This is a genomic window from Marinobacter sp. M1C, assembly GCF_023314135.1.
GTDB lineage: Bacteria > Pseudomonadota > Gammaproteobacteria > Pseudomonadales > Oleiphilaceae > Marinobacter.
This window is the reverse complement of the sequence record NZ_CP092289.1, coordinates 2,700,843-2,717,298: the sequence shown is the minus strand read 5'-3', so window position 1 is coordinate 2,717,298 and position 16,456 is coordinate 2,700,843. Positions and strand designations below refer to the sequence as shown.

The 16,456-nt window shown below is 55.3% G+C and carries 17 protein-coding genes; 5 read left to right on the top strand and 12 right to left on the bottom strand.

Annotated elements, in window-relative coordinates:
- Positions 1-50: 50 nt before the first annotated feature.
- On the bottom strand, positions 51-767 hold the full coding sequence (locus MIH19_RS12765) for a DNA-J related domain-containing protein (protein ID WP_249005246.1): 717 nt from the start codon (positions 765-767) through the stop codon (positions 51-53).
- 128 nt (positions 768-895) lie between these two features.
- Between MIH19_RS12765 and ttcA the strand changes: the two genes are divergently transcribed.
- Entirely contained in the window at positions 896-1,810 is a 915-nt protein-coding gene (gene ttcA, locus MIH19_RS12760) for a tRNA 2-thiocytidine(32) synthetase TtcA (RefSeq protein ID WP_249005245.1), read from the top strand.
- Positions 1,811-1,825: 15 nt separating this feature from the next.
- On the opposite strand, the gene MIH19_RS12755 is transcribed toward ttcA, so the two are convergent.
- From MIH19_RS12755 to ccoN, 9 genes are all read right to left on the bottom strand, one after another.
- Positions 1,826-2,527: a sulfite exporter TauE/SafE family protein gene (locus MIH19_RS12755; protein WP_249005244.1), complete on the bottom strand. Its 702-nt coding sequence runs from the start codon at positions 2,525-2,527 to the stop codon at positions 1,826-1,828.
- Entirely contained in the window at positions 2,527-2,808 is a 282-nt protein-coding gene (gene ccoS, locus MIH19_RS12750; RefSeq protein ID WP_249005243.1) for a cbb3-type cytochrome oxidase assembly protein CcoS, read from the bottom strand. The genes MIH19_RS12755 and ccoS overlap by 1 nt, the downstream gene beginning before the upstream one ends.
- Positions 2,809-2,873: 65 nt before the next feature.
- Entirely contained in the window at positions 2,874-5,327 is a 2,454-nt protein-coding gene (locus tag MIH19_RS12745) for a heavy metal translocating P-type ATPase (RefSeq protein WP_249005242.1), read from the bottom strand.
- A complete protein-coding gene (locus MIH19_RS12740) occupies positions 5,324-5,827 on the bottom strand; it encodes a FixH family protein (RefSeq protein ID WP_249005241.1) in 504 nt (167 codons plus the stop codon). Before MIH19_RS12740 ends, MIH19_RS12745 begins: the two co-directional genes overlap by 4 nt.
- Positions 5,828-5,892: 65 nt before the next feature.
- Positions 5,893-7,323: a cytochrome c oxidase accessory protein CcoG gene (gene ccoG, locus MIH19_RS12735; RefSeq protein ID WP_249005240.1), complete on the bottom strand. Its 1,431-nt coding sequence runs from the start codon at positions 7,321-7,323 to the stop codon at positions 5,893-5,895.
- Positions 7,324-7,489: 166 nt separating this feature from the next.
- On the bottom strand, positions 7,490-8,380 hold the full coding sequence (gene ccoP / locus MIH19_RS12730) for a cytochrome-c oxidase, cbb3-type subunit III (RefSeq protein WP_249005239.1): 891 nt from the start codon (positions 8,378-8,380) through the stop codon (positions 7,490-7,492).
- Positions 8,377-8,562: a cbb3-type cytochrome c oxidase subunit 3 gene (locus MIH19_RS12725; protein ID WP_249005238.1), complete on the bottom strand. Its 186-nt coding sequence runs from the start codon at positions 8,560-8,562 to the stop codon at positions 8,377-8,379. The genes ccoP and MIH19_RS12725 overlap by 4 nt, the downstream gene beginning before the upstream one ends.
- Before the next feature lie 4 nt (positions 8,563-8,566).
- Entirely contained in the window at positions 8,567-9,175 is a 609-nt protein-coding gene (gene ccoO, locus MIH19_RS12720; protein WP_249005237.1) for a cytochrome-c oxidase, cbb3-type subunit II, read from the bottom strand.
- Between the two features lie 14 nt (positions 9,176-9,189).
- Complete coding sequence (gene ccoN / locus MIH19_RS12715) at positions 9,190-10,620, bottom strand: cytochrome-c oxidase, cbb3-type subunit I (RefSeq protein ID WP_249005236.1); 1,431 nt, start codon at positions 10,618-10,620, stop codon at positions 9,190-9,192.
- A gap of 209 nt (positions 10,621-10,829) precedes the next feature.
- Here ccoN and MIH19_RS12710 point away from each other — a divergent pair, with 209 nt between their 5' ends.
- Positions 10,830-11,540, top strand: coding sequence for an alpha/beta family hydrolase (locus MIH19_RS12710; protein WP_249005235.1), 711 nt, complete (start codon positions 10,830-10,832; stop codon positions 11,538-11,540).
- Positions 11,541-11,554: 14 nt separating this feature from the next.
- Here MIH19_RS12710 and MIH19_RS12705 read toward each other — a convergent pair whose 3' ends face one another.
- Entirely contained in the window at positions 11,555-11,845 is a 291-nt protein-coding gene (locus MIH19_RS12705; RefSeq protein ID WP_249005234.1) for an antibiotic biosynthesis monooxygenase, read from the bottom strand.
- Positions 11,846-11,942: 97 nt separating this feature from the next.
- Between MIH19_RS12705 and tusA the strand changes: the two genes are divergently transcribed.
- Entirely contained in the window at positions 11,943-12,182 is a 240-nt protein-coding gene (gene tusA / locus MIH19_RS12700; protein ID WP_249005233.1) for a sulfurtransferase TusA, read from the top strand.
- A 12-nt stretch (positions 12,183-12,194) separates the two neighbouring features.
- Here the strand turns inward: tusA and dsbD are convergent, their stop codons facing one another.
- A complete protein-coding gene (gene dsbD, locus MIH19_RS12695) occupies positions 12,195-14,126 on the bottom strand; it encodes a protein-disulfide reductase DsbD (RefSeq protein WP_249005232.1) in 1,932 nt (643 codons plus the stop codon).
- A 201-nt stretch (positions 14,127-14,327) separates the two neighbouring features.
- Here dsbD and MIH19_RS12690 point away from each other — a divergent pair, with 201 nt between their 5' ends.
- Positions 14,328-14,957: an elongation factor P hydroxylase gene (locus MIH19_RS12690; protein ID WP_249005231.1), complete on the top strand. Its 630-nt coding sequence runs from the start codon at positions 14,328-14,330 to the stop codon at positions 14,955-14,957.
- Positions 14,954-16,345 (top strand): DEAD/DEAH box helicase, encoded by a 1,392-nt coding sequence (locus tag MIH19_RS12685; protein ID WP_249005230.1) that lies wholly within the window; start codon positions 14,954-14,956, stop codon positions 16,343-16,345. The genes MIH19_RS12690 and MIH19_RS12685 overlap by 4 nt, the downstream gene beginning before the upstream one ends.
- The last annotated feature ends 111 nt before the right edge of the window (positions 16,346-16,456 follow it).

Genomic DNA, 16,456 nt, shown 5'->3' with positions numbered 1-16,456 from the left:
TAAAATTCCTTCATTTTAGAGGGTTGCCTTCACGTTGCTTACAGCCGCACTTAGTAGCGCCCGCGATAGTGGTTTCTGATAACGGAAAAGGCTGCGTTAAGTGTCTGGATTTGCTGAGTGCTGCCGCCCCTGTCGGGGTGCGCCTGCATGACGGCGCGGCGAAAGCGCTGTTTTACCTCGTGAAAACGGTCCGGCAAACGCCTGTCGTTATAGCCCAGACAGTGCGCTGCTGCGCCAACCTCCGATGTGTCGTGATGATCATTGGCACCCCGATGGCCGGCGTAGAAGTTGTCGAGCATGGCGTGGATCTGGGCCGTGGATAGCCGATATTGGTTCAGGTCCAGATAAAATGCCCGCAAGGAATCGGCCTGGGCCGGCAGGCTTTGGCCAGATAATCTCGGGCCAGACAGCTGTTGGCTCGACACTTCGGGGCGCTTTTCGAGCCGGGTCAGCAAGGCTGATATCGCCAGGGTTTCACCGTCTTCGGCCAATTGATCGCGCAGCGTATACAGGGTGTGAAACAGCAAGAAGTGAACTTGGTATAACAGCTCGGGTTGATCAAAGCGCACATCACCCAAGAGTTGCCAAGGTGGCTGCTGCAGCTTTTTGATCAGGGCGTATTCACTCAGCCCCCCAGGTGCTTGGCGCAGCTCGTGCTCCAGAGCAACTTGCAGGTGGGCTATGTGGCTTTGTAGAGCTTGATGGGGACTGGAATCGCCAGAGTGGGTAATGGCGCCGGGCTGGTTGAGTGTTGATGTGTTGGTCATGAGCCTATGGTAGAGCACTCACGGGTCGCCCTGCCAGTCTGATGGCAACGTATGTGGGCTGGTTCAGTGTTAACAGCGGAATGCGACGGGTATAATCGCGCTTTACATTTTTCAACGTTGAAATCGCTATGCACCCAGTAACCGATCCGCAAAAACCCGATGCGCGGCGCGAGCAACAAAAACTGCAGAAGCGCCTGCAACGGGAAGCCGGGCAAGCAATTGCGGACTTCTCGATGATCGAGGCCGGCGACAAGATTATGTGTTGCCTCAGCGGCGGGAAAGATTCCTATGCGATGCTGGACATTCTGCTGAGCTTGCAGAAAAAAGCTCCGGTGCGTTTTGAGGTGATTGCGGTCAATCTGGATCAGAAACAACCAGGTTTCCCGCAGCATGTTTTACCGCAATACCTGCAGAATCTGGGCATTGAGTACCATATTATCGAGCGTGATACCTACAGCGTCGTTAAAGATAAAATTCCCGCCGGTAAAACCACCTGTGGTTTGTGCTCACGCCTGCGGCGGGGGATTTTGTATGCCTTCGCCGAGGCCAATGGGGTGACCAAAATTGCTCTTGGCCATCATCGTGACGACCTGCTGGAAACCCTGTTTCTAAATATGTTCTACGCTGGCAAGCTCAAGTCTATGCCACCTCTGCTGCACAGTGACGACGGCCGAAATACGGTCATCCGACCGTTGGCCTATTGCCGTGAGAAGGACCTTGAACGCTTCGCCGAACTGCGGGGCTATCCGGTTATTCCCTGTAACTTGTGTGGCTCTCAGGAAAATCTGCAACGCCAGGTGATAAAAGACATGTTCAAGGTCTGGGATGAACAGCACCCCGGGCGCCTGGAAACCATGTTTAGTGCCTTGTGTAACGTAGAACCATCGCACCTGGCAGACCCGCAGTTATATAATTTCCCGGAAAATTCCAGAAGCTGGGCACCGCGTTCTGTTGCTCCGAATGGCGACGCAAAGCCGGGCGTTACAGTGGTTTCAGGCAAGGCTAGGGAAGAGTTCGGGCGCCTTGACGTTCTGAACCTGTAACCTTGAAGGTTTTGGTCAGTGCATGCCGCCGGCGCCCATCAGAGCCATCAGAGGCAGGGTCCAAAACCCGAACACAACCAGCATCACGCCGCTGAATTTACGGAATAACCGGTGGCTTTGCAGCCCGCGTACCCAGCGCGCGGCGTAACCGGTGGCCAACATAGAGGGCAAGGTACCCAGACCAAAGAACAACATGGTCAGTGCCGCTGATGGCACGGTAGGCTGCAGTGCTGCCCATCCCAGAGTGCTGTATACAAGACCGCAAGGCAGCCAGCCCCAAAGAGCACCCAACGCAAGAGCTTGCATAGGGTTGTGCACTGGCAGCAGTTTGCGGGTTAGCGGCGACAGTTTTTTCCACACCGGCGCACCCAGCTTTTCCACATAACGGATACCCTGCCACCACTGCCCCATGGACAATCCCATAAAAATCAGCAGTAGCCCTGCCAGAGTTCGTAATGCCAGCCCCATGGACGCCCATTGGCTTGCCGCCGAGGTGCTCAGTAATGCCACCAAGGCGGCAATCAGCGCATAGCTGCCAATGCGGCCCCCGTTGAACGCCAGCAGCGTGAGTGTCTGGCGCAGGCGAAAACCCTTGCCTACTGGCATTGCCATAGATAGTGACGCACTGATTCCACCACACATGCCCAGGCAATGAGTGCTGCCGAGGATACCAATCAGAAACGCGCTGGAATAGCTGAGGTAAAGTTCGCCCGCCATCAGGTGCTGCTGTTGCCAGGCTTGCTCGCCGCTTCATCGGCTTTTAACGTGTCAGTGTCGGTTTGTGGCTCATCTTGTGGGTCGCTGGCACTACGCCGGGTTTTTTCCAACCCGGTGATGGCGTCTTCCGGAATCCGGTCTTTGTCGTCGTCATACAGAATGCGGTGGGCGGGCCCTTCCAGGTCGTCATACTGGCCGTTTTTGACCGCCCAGTTGAACAGAACAATGCCACCAGTGACCAGCATCAGCATTAACGGTACAAGCACCACAACGATTTCCACAATGCACTCCCGGGATTTGGGGTTTAAAGTCCAGCTTTGAAAACGGATTCATGAAATTCAGGCTATCAGCGCAGCGCCATACTGCCAACTAACGGCTGTGATTCGCGGGCTGGCGTTGGCATTTTGCCCAGGCGCAGCGCGTTTAATACCACCACCAGAGAACTGGCGGACATACCGATGGCCGCCAACCAGGGTGGCACCAGGCCTGCCGCCGCCAAAGGCAGCGCGGCCAGATTGTAAATCAGTGCCCACCACAAATTCTGGCGAATAACTTTGCGGGTCTGGCGACTGGTGGCCAGCCCTTCTACCAGTTGCATTAGCTGGCCATTGAGCAGAACGGCGTCGGCTTTAAGCTGGGTCAGGTCTGCGGCTGAGCCCATGGCCACAGACACGCTGGCTCCGGCCATAGACGGCAAATCGTTCAGGCCGTCGCCCACCATCATGATCTTGCAGCCCTCGGCATTGAGCTTTTGTAACACCGCCAGTTTGTCTTCCGGCGAAGCCTGGCCAATGGCTTCATTAATACCCAGTTGGCGGGCAATCTGCTGCACGTGTCCAGAGCGGTCACCGCTGAGCAGTAGGGTGCGAATGCCAAGGTCGTGTAACGCTGCAATGGCGTTGGCTGCGTCGGCACGGGGCTGGTCGTCAAGCTGAAAGCGGGCCAACCATTGTTGGTCTGAGGCCAGCCAAATGGCGATACCTGTACATTCAGGCGCCTCTGGCAAGGCCAAGCCGCTGTGCTCGGCGACAAATTGTGGATGGCCAATGTACAAAGTCTGTTCGCCCCAGTGGCCAGACAACCCGCCGCCCAAGTAATTTTTGACGTTGCTGATCAGGGCTTTTGGCAAATCGTGAAACACTCTGGCAATGGGGTGTTCAGAAAACGCTTCCAGGCCAGCGGCCAGGCGAAGGCACTGGTCAGCATCGAGAGTGCCCGCGCTGTGCTGGTTCACTAGGCTGAGCTCACCACGGGTGAGGGTGCCTGTTTTATCAAACACCACGGTGTCGACATCGTTCATGGACTCAAGGGTATGGCCACGGGTGGGCAGCAGGCCAAGTTTGCGCAGCTTTACCGTGGCCGCTGTAATGGCAGTAGGAGTGGCCAACGACAACGCGCAGGGGCAGGTAACCACCAGCACTGAAAGAGTAATATCAAACGCGTTATCGGCGCCGTACCACCACCAACCCAACCACACTATAGGCGCCAGAATCAGCACTCGGCCGACAAATTTGCCAGCCATCCGATCGGCCATGCGGGCTACTTTTGGTTTTTCCGACTGCACCCGATCGAGCACCCGCAGAATGCTCGACAGACGGGTTTGCGCGCCTGCACTCACCACTGTGATGTCCAGCGCGTTTTCGCCGTTAACGCTGCCGGCGTGCACGGTATCTCCGGGTATTCGGGTTTCTGGAAGATACTCACCGGTTAACGCGGCTTCGTTGAGGGTAGACTGGCCGCGGAGTATTTCGCCGTCTACTGGCAGGGTTTCACCCGGGCGGATGCGCACCACATCGCCGGCTTTCAAGCTGTGGGCGGCAACAACATTGGTTTCGCTGTTGCTGCCGGTCACAAGCGTGGCCACCCTGGGCTGAAAACCCACCAGGGCGTTGCCGGACAGGCCGGCACGATAACGCGCCTGCACTTCAATATAACGGCCCAGCAACAGGAAAAAAGTGAACATGCACACCGATTCAAAATAGACTTCGTCGCCGCCCATTACCGTTACCCAGGCGCTGGCGCCGTAGGCCAGGCCAATAGCAATGGCGACCGGCACGTCCATAGTCAGGTGGCGGCTACGAAGGTCGCGGCTGGCGTTCCGGAAAAACGGTTTGGCACTGTAAAACACCACCGGGGTGGCCACCAGAAGGCTGAACCAGCGGAAGAAGCTGACAAAATCTGACGATAGATCGTTCACCATTCCAAAATACATGGGAAACGCCAGCATCATGCTCTGGAACGAGCCAATGCCTGCCACGGCCAGGCGGATCAGCATAGAGCGATGTTCTACTTTCAGTGCGTTTTCTACTTCATCAGCGTGGTAGGGCCGGGCGGTATAGCCCAGCTGGTGCACCGCTATCAGCAAGTCGCTGAGCTGAACCTGGTCTGAGGCCCACTCCAGTCGCGCGCGCTGGGTGGTGTGGTTGACGGTAAACGACAGCACTCCGGTCTGTCTCTGCAGGTGGTTTTCAAGCAGCCAGATGCAGGCCGCACAGGTAATGCCGCCAATCAGAATCTGGGCTTCCTGGCCGGCTTTTACCGGGCTGACAAACGACTGCTGTACCAAAGGATGGTCAAGCTCGCGCAGGCGGCCAAGCTCTGCGCTGGTAAGCTGTCGCGGAGTGATAGCAGGCTCTGTGCGGAAATCGTAGAACCCAGCCAAGCCCTCCCGGCGGATGGTTTCACAAACGGCTTTGCAGCCCTGGCAGCAAAAGTGCCTTTGTTTGTCATCCAAAAGCAGGGTAATAGCCGGCTCGCCGTTTGCCGGCTCGCCGCAGTGGAAGCAATTCAAGGGGATCACCCTTTAACTAGGCCCGCTTTCAGCTTGAGTCCGTTCTCTGCTGGCAGCCAGGCTTCGCCTTTCAGTCGCCAGTCGTTGGTAGGACCGCGTAAATCGTAGTACCAGCGGCCGTCGATGTCTTCATTCATTAGCGCTGTGTAGTGGCCCAAGCTCTCGCGGCGGAACTGTACCACCCGATCGTACTTGTCCAGGGTTGGGTGGAACAAGTCCAGTATCAGATACGGGAAATCTTCGGTAGAGGCCAGGTCCAGGGACAGTTGGCGGCCATCAAACTGGATGTCGGCTACCAGTTCCAGTTCGGCGGCCCTGACGTCACGGGCTATTTCAAGGTTGATACCCCGACCTTCCTTCGAATAGTCGTCTGACACCATGCTGTCTTCCATGTTAATGGCAACGACCAGCATGGTCATACTCCACGTAATCGCTGCCAGTGGAGCGATGGTCAAAAACCAGAACCAGGGCTGGCGGTACCAGGGTGCAACGGGTGTTTCAGCAGTCATAAAGTTATGTCTCGATTTTACGTTCAAGCTTTATTCAAGCGTCGTGCTTTGCGGCTCAACCGCCGTTAGCGCGTTGGACCGACAAATCGGCTTTCAGTTTCAAGCGTCAGAACAATTTCGTCATCGGATTCGGCCTTGAAGACAATATCGTTGTTGCTCTGGCTAATGGATTCTGGCGGAACGTCCACCACGGTCGGTAGCGAGTATTTTTCGCCGCTTGTAACGGTGATCTGGGTCGGCGTCAGAATCTGGATGTCGTCCATGCCACTGACGCTCAGTGTGTAGGTTTGCGTTGCTTCAGACATATTGGCCAACTTCAGGGTGTAGGAATTTTCGATCCGGCCCTGGCCGTTAAAGCTGAACAGTGCGCCACGATCGCGCAGTACATCCAATTGCGCTGGAACCCGGCTGGCTACCGTGTAGCCAATAGCGCCGATCATCAGCGCCAGCATAAAGCCGTAACCGAAGGTGCGCGGGCGCAGCAGTTTAGAGGTTCTTCCTTCCAGCTCGTTTTCGGTAGTGTAGCGAATCAGGCCGCGCGGGTAGTTCATCTTGTCCATGATGTCGTCGCAGGCATCAATACACAGGGCGCAGCCGATACACTCGTATTGCAGGCCGTCACGAATGTCGATGCCGGTCGGGCACACCTGAACGCATTGGCCGCAGTCGATGCAGTCACCCAGGCCGACTTCATCAGGTTTGACTTCTTTCTTACGGCCGCCACGGGGTTCGCCGCGGTTAGGGTCGTAGGACACAATACGGGTATTGGGGTCAAACATAACCGATTGGAAGCGGGCGTACGGGCACATGTACAGGCACACCTGCTCGCGCATCCAGCCGGCGTTAAGATAAGTGGCAACGGTGAAAAAGGCGACCCAGAAGTAAGCCCAGCCATTGGCATGCAGGGTAAAGAGATCGACAATCAGCTCACGAATTGGATAAAAATAGCCAACGAAGGTCAAACCCGTTGCCAGCGAAATTAGCAGCCAAATGACATGTTTGGCGGTTTTCTTTGCGACTTTTGAGCGGGAATTGGGCGCTTTGTCGAGCTTCATACGCTTGTTGCGACCACCCTCGATGCGTTCTTCCACCCACATAAAGATGAAGGTCCATACCGTTTGCGGGCAGGTGTAACCGCACCATACGCGACCAAAAAGGGTGGTGATAAAAAACAGACCGAAAGCACTGATGATCAGCATGCCTGACAGTAGAAAGAAATCTTTCGGGAAGAAGGTAGCACCGTACATGTGGAATTCGCGGGCTGGCAGATCAAAGTGAATCAACGGCTCGCCGTTCAGCGTTAGCCAGGCGAACAAAAAATACATGCCCATCAACGCCAGCAGGCTGAATGTGCGAATACGCTGGAAAAAGCCCTTTATTTCTTTGACATAAATCTTTTTGCGACTGGCGTAAAGGTCAACAGATTGAGACCCCTTCCTCTTGTCTGAAGGCTCGTTGGCCGGGTCAATTTGTTGTACCGGAATCTTGGTGCTCATCGATTTCTCCGATGAAAATAAACAGGGGCAGGGCGCGGAGGGTCCTGGAAGTGAATGCTTGATCTGTGTCAGGTGGATCACCTGTTTGATCACTTCAAGTCTGTCCCCGCCAGAGGCAGACGCAGAGTTGAAAGGACCAGGCCGGAGCGAACTCCGGCCGGTTTTTTCAGTTCGACATGCTGTAAACGTAGGCGGCGAGAATCTGAATCTGATCTTGAGACAAGCGACCGCTTTGTGAAGGCATTTGGTTCTGCCGACCGTGGATGACCGTTTGACGGATCCAGTCGAAGGTAGAACCATACAGCCATACGTTGTCAGTCAAGTTAGGCGCACCCAAGGCTTGCATGCCCTTACCGTCGACACCGTGACACGCCGTGCAGGCCTGCATGAACACGGCCTTTCCAGCTTCAACAGATTCTGGATCTTTGGCACGGTTACTAAAGCTCAACACGTAGTTGACCACCTGATCGACTTGGGTATCGGTCATGTTGGGCATCACGCCTTTGGCCGGCATAACGCCCATGCGACCGTTGTTCAATGTGTGCAGAATAGCTTCCGGTGAACCACCGTATAGCCAGTCAGTGTCGGTCAGGTTGGGAAAGCCCACTTGGCCGCGTGCGGCAGAACCGTGGCACACTGCGCAGTTGTTGGCGAACAGACGTTGACCAAGCTTCTTGGCGTCGTCTACCTTGGCAAGCTCCGGTACCGCTGTTTTGCCGTACTGTGCGTAGATCGGGCCGTAAAGCGCATCGGCCTCGGCAACTTCTGCTTCCCACTGGTTGACAGACGTCCAGCCCAGCAGGCCCTTGAAGTTACCAAGGCCCGGGTAGAGCGCCAGATAGCCCAGCGCGAATACAATGGTGGACATGAACAGATAGAACCACCACTTCGGCAGCGGATTGTCATATTCTTCGATGCCATCGAAGGAATGACCCATAGTACGGTCGGTTTCCACATCGGAGGTCTGGCTTTTGCGAGTCGAAAGCAGCAGCCAGGTACAACCGAAAATAGTACCGAGCACGATCACAGTGACCCAGATGCTCCAAAAGGTAGTCATTGTTTTTTCTCCGTTTTTTCCCGTTCAAGGGTACGCTGTGCGACCTCGTCGTCATCAAACGGCAGGTGCGATGCTTCTTCGTTCGCCTTCTTGCGATGGGCGCTGAACGCCCACCAGATAATGCCGATAAACATCGCCATTATAATAAGGGTGTGAACACCGCGTAAGTCGTTAGCATCCATCAAATCACCGTTTGTTCGGAAGGATGGTACCCAGCTGCTGCAGGTATGCAAGCAGAGCTTCGATCTCAAACTTGCCCTCTAATGCGGCTGGAGCGTTTGCGATCTGCTCGTCGGTGTAGGGAACACCCAGGGTTTGCATAGCCGTCAATTTGGCTGCGGTACCGTTATGATTGACGCGATCTTCGAACAGCCAGGGGAATGCTGGCATGTTGGATTCGGGAACCACACTGCGCGGGTTATACAGATGCTGGCGCTGCCAGGCATCGGAATAACGGCCGCCAACGCGGGCCAGATCCGGACCGGTACGTTTGGAACCCCACAGGAACGGGCGGTCGTAAACGAACTCGCCCGCAACGGAGTAGTGGCCATAGCGCTCGGTTTCCGCACGGAACGGGCGGATCTGTTGGGTGTGGCATACATGACAACCTTCGCGGATGTAGATGTCACGACCTTCCAGTTCAAGCGCTGCCAGAGGTTCAAGACCTTCGATGGGTGTGTTGACGCTCTTCAAAAAGAATAGCGGAACGACTTCCACCAAAAAACCGCCACTGATGGTCAGAATGATCAGTACGATCATCAAGCCAAGGTTCTTTTCTACTGTTTCATGATTCATCTGATTTCTCTCCGTTACACGGCCTGGACAGCGGCGTTATTCTCGGCAACGGCTTCTTTCTGACGAATAGTCACGAAGACGTTGTACGCCATAAACAGCATACCGCTCAGGAAGAGCACGCCACCCAGGAAGCGGACAAAGTAGCCGGGGTAAGAGGCTTCCAGAGCTTCCACAAAGCTGTATGTCAGGCTGCCGTCTTCGTTAACCGCACGCCACATCAGGCCCTGCATAATGCCGTTAACCCACATGGAGACGATGTACAATACGGTGCCCACTGTGGCAAGCCAGAAATGGACGTTGATCAGGTTGGTACTGTGCATCTCTTTCAAGCCCCAGAGTTTTGGAACCAGGTGATAGATAGCACCAATGCTGATCATGGCAACCCAGCCCAGAGCACCGGAATGCACGTGGCCAATGGTCCAGTCTGTGTTGTGCGACAAGGCGTTAACGGTCTTGATTGACATCATCGGGCCTTCAAAGGTGGACATGCCGTAGAACGACAGGGAAACCACCAGGAAGCGCAGGATAGGATCGGTACGCAGTTTGTGCCATGCGCCGGACAACGTCATCATGCCGTTGATCATGCCACCCCAGGATGGAGCAAGCAGAATCAGAGACATAACCATGCTGGCGGTTTGGGCCCAGTCTGGCAGGGCAGAGTAGTGCAGGTGGTGACCACCGGCCCATACGTAGGTGGCAATCAGCGCCCAGAAGTGAACGATAGACAAGCGATAAGAATAAACCGGACGGCCAGCCTGCTTGGGAACGAAGTAGTACATCATGCCCAGGAAGCCTGCCGTCAGGAAGAAACCTACGGCGTTGTGACCATACCACCACTGCATCATCGCATCGGTCACACCGGCATAGGCCGAGTAGGACTTGAACGCACTAACCGGAAGCGCCAGATTATTACCGATATGCAGAACCGCGATGGTAATAATGAAAGCACCGTAAAACCAGTTAGCCACATAAATGTGCGGCATGCTGCGCTTGGTAATGGTGCCAAAAAAGACGACCGCATAAGTGATCCACACTATCGCAATTGCGATGTCGATCGGCCACTCAAGTTCGGCATATTCTTTTGTGGACGTCAGGCCCATGGGAAGAGTGATGGCTGCGGAGATGATAATGGCTGTCCAGCCCCAGAACGTGAAGGCAGCAAGCTTGTCGGAAAACAAGCGTGCTTGACAGGTACGCTGCACGACGTAGTACGACGTTGCAAACAACGCACTTCCACCGAAGCCAAAGATAACAGCGTTGGTGTGTAGCGGCCGCAAACGGCCGAAGTGGGTAAACGGAAGGTCGAAATTGAGGGCCGGCCAAACCAGCTGTGCTGCAATCAGCACACCCAGAGCCATGCCAACAATTCCCCATACGACCGTCATGATGGCGAACTGCCTTACCACCTTGTAGTTGTATGTCAGGTTCGGATTCAATGTGCTCATAGCCTTACCATTGGGTTAAAAAGGGGTTTATGCGGGCGTAATTATGAGGAAAGCATTAGGCCTTTGCAATGATTCAGGTCAACTCCTGGCATGCATCAAAAGTAGCGGAAATGGATGTGCGGCAAGGAGTTAAGTAAGTGGGATGCAATCTGGTTGGACTCTTTTCGTATTGTGCTTATGCCATTTAACGTGACTCTCCTGGGAGAAACATGAACGAAAATACATGGTTGCCTAGTGTTGGTTTTTACAATACCCCTAAGATTGCTATGGTTATTGCCCACGGTGCCGGAGCGCCGGCGGATTCTGACTATATGGAACAACTGGTTATCGCACTGAGTGACGTAGGTGTTTCTAGCGTGAGATTCGAGTTCCCTTTCATGCAACAGCACCGCTTTGACGGACGTAAACGCCCGCCCGGTCGGCAACCGGGCTTGCTAGACAGCTTCGTTCAGGCGCTCAAGCGTGCAAAAGACGAGCTGCCGCAGGATTGCTTTGTGATGGCAGGTGGAAAATCCATGGGCGGGCGTATGGCCAGCTTACTGGCTCAACCTGCCAATATAAGTAAAAGTTCGGACTCGAGTTTTAATAGCAACCTTTTAGCGAGCAACTTGATGGATGCGGTGGTCTGTTACGGCTACCCGTTTCATCCGCCGGGCAAGCTTGACCGCTGGCGCACTGAGCACTTGGCGCACATTACCTGTCCGCTGCTAATTGTTCAGGGTACCCGCGACCCGTTCGGCAAACCGGCAGAGCTTGTAATTCAAAGCGCCGCTCTGGCCAACTGCGAGTTGCGTTGGCTGGAGGGTGGCAATCATGACTTCCAGCCCTTCGCGCGCCAGCCAGAAACCCAGAACGATTTAATTCGCCAGGCTGCGCAATTGACTCGGCAATTCGCAAACAGGATCATCGCTGAACGCTGACTCTTGCCGGGTAATCAGGATCCGCCCTGCTCGAGTATGGTGATTATTTCTTCACGATCCATAATCGGCATCAATTCCGCCATTAGCTCTTTGCGCTCTTTCGATCGGTACCACCGGTCCCAGTGACTGACCGAGCGCCAATTCGAAAGTATAAAGCGGTTGTTCGGATCGTTTCGATTGCTTAAGGCTTCACCGGATATAAAGCCCGGGGCCGCAACCGCGTTTTGCAACACCTTGCGCGAGCGGGTTTCGTAAGCTGCCTCCAGGGATTCGGCGATGTGCCGTTCAATTAATACTCGGATCATGGCGTGCCTCGGTTGTTGTGGTTCGAATTCTGGTGTCCAATAAGCAGCAAGTTTACAGATTTATAGGTTGAATCGACCCATTCTCAGGAGCTAAACCGTGGAAAATCCAGAATTTGATGCAGAACTCGATGCCCGGGGCCTATATTGCCCGGAACCGGTAATGATGCTGCACAGCCGTATTTTGGACGTGCCGGCGGGCGGCATTCTTCGGGTAACGGCAACAGACCCCTCCACTGTGCGTGACATTCCCCGGTTTTGTCAGTTTCTCGGCCACGAACTTCTAGCCCAGAACCAACCCGATGGCGAGTTCCATTTTATGATTCGTCGCGGCGGTTGAAGGTTTAACGTGTCAGTCGCGAATATTAACGCCGCTCAGGTGCTGTAGAAATTCGCTGCGGTTCATCTCTCCCAGAATACGTTGGTTACCGATTTCCTGACCACTCAAGTTGTAAAACAAGATACCCGGCGGTCCGAAAAGACCGAGCTCGTCTAGCAGGGCCTGCTGCTGTGGCGTGTTGGCCGTCATATCAAGCTGTATCAGACTGTAAGGTGCCAGTGCCTGAATTACCTGGGCGTCGCTGAATACATTGCGCTCCATAACCTTGCAGGCAATGCACCAGTCGGCGTACAAATCCAGTAACGCGGGTTTACCGGCTGCTTGTGCCTGTTGCAAAAGCTGGCGTATCTGCTGCGGTTCACTGGTGCGCTGGAAGTTGGCGTGGCTGGCCGCACTGCCGGCGCCGCTGCCCACGCTACCCGCCGTGAACGGTGCCAGCGGCCGCAGCGGATCGCTGGCACCCGCCAGTGCACCCGCCAGCAGCGCCATACCCCAAGCAAAGGCCACTAGCCCAAGCCCCTTGCGGGTGCGTTGCAAGCCGGCTTTGGCGGCGTCGAAGGCGCCCAACTGAACACCCACCACGGCAACCAGCAAGCCCCACAGCGTTAGAGTAAGCCAAGGCGCAAGCATCCGTTCCAGCAGCCAGATGGCGACGGCCAGCAGCATAATGCCGTAGCCGTGTTTGATCGTCGACATCCAGGCGCCCGAGGTCGGCAGAATTTTGCGCCCACCCACCGCCACAGCAATCAGCGGTACGCCCATACCAAGGCCCATGGCCAGCAGCGCCAGACCGCCGATGACCGCGTCCTGGGTTGCGGAAATGTACAACAGGCTGCCTGCCAGCGGCGCCGACACGCAAGGCGATACCACCAGCGCCGACAGCGCACCTATTCCAAACAAGCTGGCAATGCGCCCGCCGGACAGGTTTTGGCTGGCATTGCTGAGAGGGTTGCGGATAAACGCCGGTAGTTGTAATTCAAAAACGTCAAACATGGCCAGCGCAAATACGGTGAACAGCGCTGCGAATACGCCCAGTACCACGGGCGACTGCAGTTGTGCTTGCAGGTTAAAGCTGGCCCCCAGCAAACCGGTCACCACGCCGGCTGCGGCGTAGGTCAGCGCCATGCCCAGCACGTAACTAGACGCAAGCACCAGAGCATGGGCGCTGGAGCGGGTATTCTGGCCAGACACCAGCGAGGAAATGATGGGTATCATGGGTAGCACGCAGGGAGTAAAAGTCAGCCCCAGGCCCAACAGGAAAAATACGCCAACGATCAGCCAGGTTGGCTGTTGGCTCATAAAGCCGGCAAGTCCACTGGCGCTGCGAGTATCGGACACAGCGTCCGCTGGGTTAGGGCGGCTGTTGCTGCTGGCAGACGTGGCATTGGAATTGATCGCCTCGCCGGGCGCAGCACTGCTTAAGCCATTACTGTTGGCATAAAACAGCAGGTCGCGGGTTTGCGGCGGGTAGCACAAACCGGCACTGGCGCAGCCCTGATAGCTGACCTGAAGCTCGGCTTCGGTGACCCCGGGGGGCAGTTGAATCGGTTGTCGAGCCTGGATTGGATCGTAAAACACCGCCATCTCGCCAAAAAACTCGTCGTTGGTGATAATGCCCAGGCGTTCGAAGCTAAGCTCTCCCAAGCTGATGTCCGCGCTGACCGGGGTTACTGAAATACGGCTCTTATAAAGATAGTGCTCTGGCGCAATGTCCCACTCGAGTATTAGCGCGTCACCGTCGGTGCGGTAACTAAAAGGCAGCGCCTGATCGACAGGAAGAAAATTCCCTTGGCTGGCGGAGCTGCCGCCAAACCAGCTTGAGAATGTGGCATCCTGTTGCGCGAACGCGGTGTTGTGCGCCAGCAAAAACACCATCAATGCGACCAGCGCGCTTAGCTGGCAAAAAGCCCGAGGCCGTTGCCGGGCTGTGGCAGTAACAATCATGTTGAGCCTTAATTGCAAACGAATGAATGGAAACCGACTGCGGTGTAGAGGGTAAATGTTGCGCCAAGTTCCCCAAGTGTGCGTCGACGTTTTCCGGCGCAGCACTTTATGCCTTGACGCAGGCCCAAGATCGCGCTGGCATTGAGGCTGTTAAAGTCGCACAATAGCTCCCCAATGATGCACTGCTCAAACGATCTTATCATGCTATTTAATGGTTTGTTCCGTCAGCCTCGCCAGACTATTTTGGTGCGTGGCGACGACGAACCGGAATATTTGCCTGCTGGCTCAGGTCCGGCACAAGTGGTTTTTGCTCACGGCTATTTTTCCAGTGCCTTGCACGAAGTCAGCCATTGGTGCATTGCCGGTGAATACCGCCGTACGCTGCAAGATTACGGCTATTGGTATTGCCCTGACGGCCGCAGCCGCGAGCAGCAGTGCGCTTTCGAGCAGGTTGAGGTAAAACCCCAGGCTTTGGAATGGTTGTTTGCCTTGGCTTGTGGCTGGCGTTTTCATATCAGCGTCGACAATCTGGCGGGGCAGGGCGCAGCCAATCCGCAACTGTTTGCCAACCAGGTTGTTTGCCAGGCAACAGAGTATCTTGCACAGGATGATCCTGATGCCGGTGCGGGCGAATTTAAGAACACACCCCTGAGCGGCTTCTATAACAACATACCCTGCCGCGCAGCGGATTTTTTACACGCGCTAATGCGTTTTTATGGAACCGAGGGCTCGCTGACAGAGGCCTTGCAAAAAGATGCACGGCGAGTTGCGCCATTATGGGCGGCTGTCGGTTCTGACTCCCGGAATACCAAGGACACCGAAACTGTATGACCATTGATAATAATTCTACTGACAGCAACCCGACGTCTACTGCTGATAACGACATCTCCAGTGCTAGTGACAGTCCCGTTATTGACAGCCCTACTACCGATCGCAGCCACACCTCTGATTTGCGCTTTAGTGATCTGAATCTGGATCACCGCCTGCAGCAGGCCATTGCCGCCATAGGCTTTGAATACTGCACTCCGATACAGGCCGAAACCCTGCCTTGGACCCTGGCCTGCCAGGATCTGATCGGCCAGGCCCAGACCGGCACCGGCAAAACCGCAGCGTTTCTGATTACCGCGATCCAGACCATGCTGGAAACCCCGATTGAAGACAGCAAGCGCTTTGCCTCGGAGCCGCGGGTTCTGGCGCTGGCGCCCACCCGCGAGTTGGCGATGCAGATCGCCAAAGACGCCGAGCAGTTGTGTGCCCATACCGGCCATAAAGTTGTGACCGTGGTTGGCGGAATGCACTATGACAAGCAGCGTGATCAGTTACAGAACGAAGTCGTGGATATTCTGGTGGCAACGCCAGGCCGGCTGATCGATTTTCTGGGCTCTCAGGACGTGTTTCTCGACCAGATCGATATTTTGATTCTTGACGAAGCCGACCGCATGCTCGACATGGGTTTTATTCCGGATGTTAAACGCATTATCCGCAAGTGCACGCCGAAGGAAGATCGCCAAACGCTGCTGTTTAGCGCGACGTTCAACCAGGATGTACTGAATCTTGCGTCTATGTGGACCCAAAGCGCCGAGTTTGTGGAAATTGAGCCGGAGCAAAAAACCGCCGAGCGGGTTGAGCAGACCGTGTACCTGGTCGGCGATGATGAAAAACTGCAGGTGCTGGTGAATTATCTGAAGCGCCCGGAAGTGGACAAGGCACTGGTGTTCGCCAATCGCCGTGACCAGTGCCGTGATTTGGAAGAAGACCTGCGCAACCAGGGGGTGTCTGTTTCGCTGATGTCTGGCGAGATTGCCCAGGCTAAACGCCTGAAAACCCTTGAGCAGTTCAAAGCCGGCAGCATTCAAGTGTTAGTGGCAACAGACGTTGCAGGCCGTGGTATTCACGTTAACGGCGTAACTCATGTGTTCAACTATAATCTGCCCGATAACGCCGAAGATTACGTACACCGTATCGGTCGCACCGGTCGTGCCGGCAGCACCGGCGTGTCTATCAGCTTTGCCGGCGAAGACGATTCCTTCGCCCTGCCGGCGATTGAAAAGTACATCGGTCAGAAGCTTGCCAACGAGGTGCCGGACGAAGCGTTGATGGTGCCGATGGATAACGCCCCTATCGCCCGCAAGCGCGGTCGTCGGCCACAGGGCACGCGCCCGACTGGTAACCGTAGCAGTGGCAACCGCAGCGGCAATAGCCGGCCGCGCAGAAGCTGATTCAGGCGACCTTTTAAATAGACCTGAAGACAGTTTGAATAGAGACGTTGGGCACAAAAGCTTAGAGATGACGTTTTAGGCACATACCAGTTTAGATAAAAAGGCGGACGA

Excerpts from the sequence above, each read along its gene's own strand:
- ttcA (WP_249005245.1), top strand. The coding sequence starts at position 896 with ATGCACCCAGTAACCGATCCGCAAAAACCCGATGCGCGGCGCGAGCAA.
- ccoG (WP_249005240.1), bottom strand. The coding sequence starts at position 7,323 with ATGAGCACCAAGATTCCGGTACAACAAATTGACCCGGCCAACGAGCCT.
- MIH19_RS12705 (WP_249005234.1), bottom strand. The coding sequence starts at position 11,845 with ATGATCCGAGTATTAATTGAACGGCACATCGCCGAATCCCTGGAGGCA.
- MIH19_RS12725 (WP_249005238.1), bottom strand. The coding sequence starts at position 8,562 with ATGGATGCTAACGACTTACGCGGTGTTCACACCCTTATTATAATGGCG.
- MIH19_RS12765 (WP_249005246.1), bottom strand. The coding sequence starts at position 767 with ATGACCAACACATCAACACTCAACCAGCCCGGCGCCATTACCCACTCT.
- dsbD (WP_249005232.1), bottom strand. The coding sequence starts at position 14,126 with ATGATTGTTACTGCCACAGCCCGGCAACGGCCTCGGGCTTTTTGCCAG.
- MIH19_RS12685 (WP_249005230.1), top strand. The coding sequence starts at position 14,954 with ATGACCATTGATAATAATTCTACTGACAGCAACCCGACGTCTACTGCT.
- ccoO (WP_249005237.1), bottom strand. The coding sequence starts at position 9,175 with ATGAATCATGAAACAGTAGAAAAGAACCTTGGCTTGATGATCGTACTG.
- ccoP (WP_249005239.1), bottom strand. The coding sequence starts at position 8,380 with ATGACTACCTTTTGGAGCATCTGGGTCACTGTGATCGTGCTCGGTACT.
- ccoN (WP_249005236.1), bottom strand. The coding sequence starts at position 10,620 with ATGAGCACATTGAATCCGAACCTGACATACAACTACAAGGTGGTAAGG.
- MIH19_RS12690 (WP_249005231.1), top strand. The coding sequence starts at position 14,328 with ATGCTATTTAATGGTTTGTTCCGTCAGCCTCGCCAGACTATTTTGGTG.
- MIH19_RS12740 (WP_249005241.1), bottom strand. The coding sequence starts at position 5,827 with ATGACTGCTGAAACACCCGTTGCACCCTGGTACCGCCAGCCCTGGTTC.
- MIH19_RS12755 (WP_249005244.1), bottom strand. The coding sequence starts at position 2,527 with ATGGCGGGCGAACTTTACCTCAGCTATTCCAGCGCGTTTCTGATTGGT.
- MIH19_RS12710 (WP_249005235.1), top strand. The coding sequence starts at position 10,830 with ATGAACGAAAATACATGGTTGCCTAGTGTTGGTTTTTACAATACCCCT.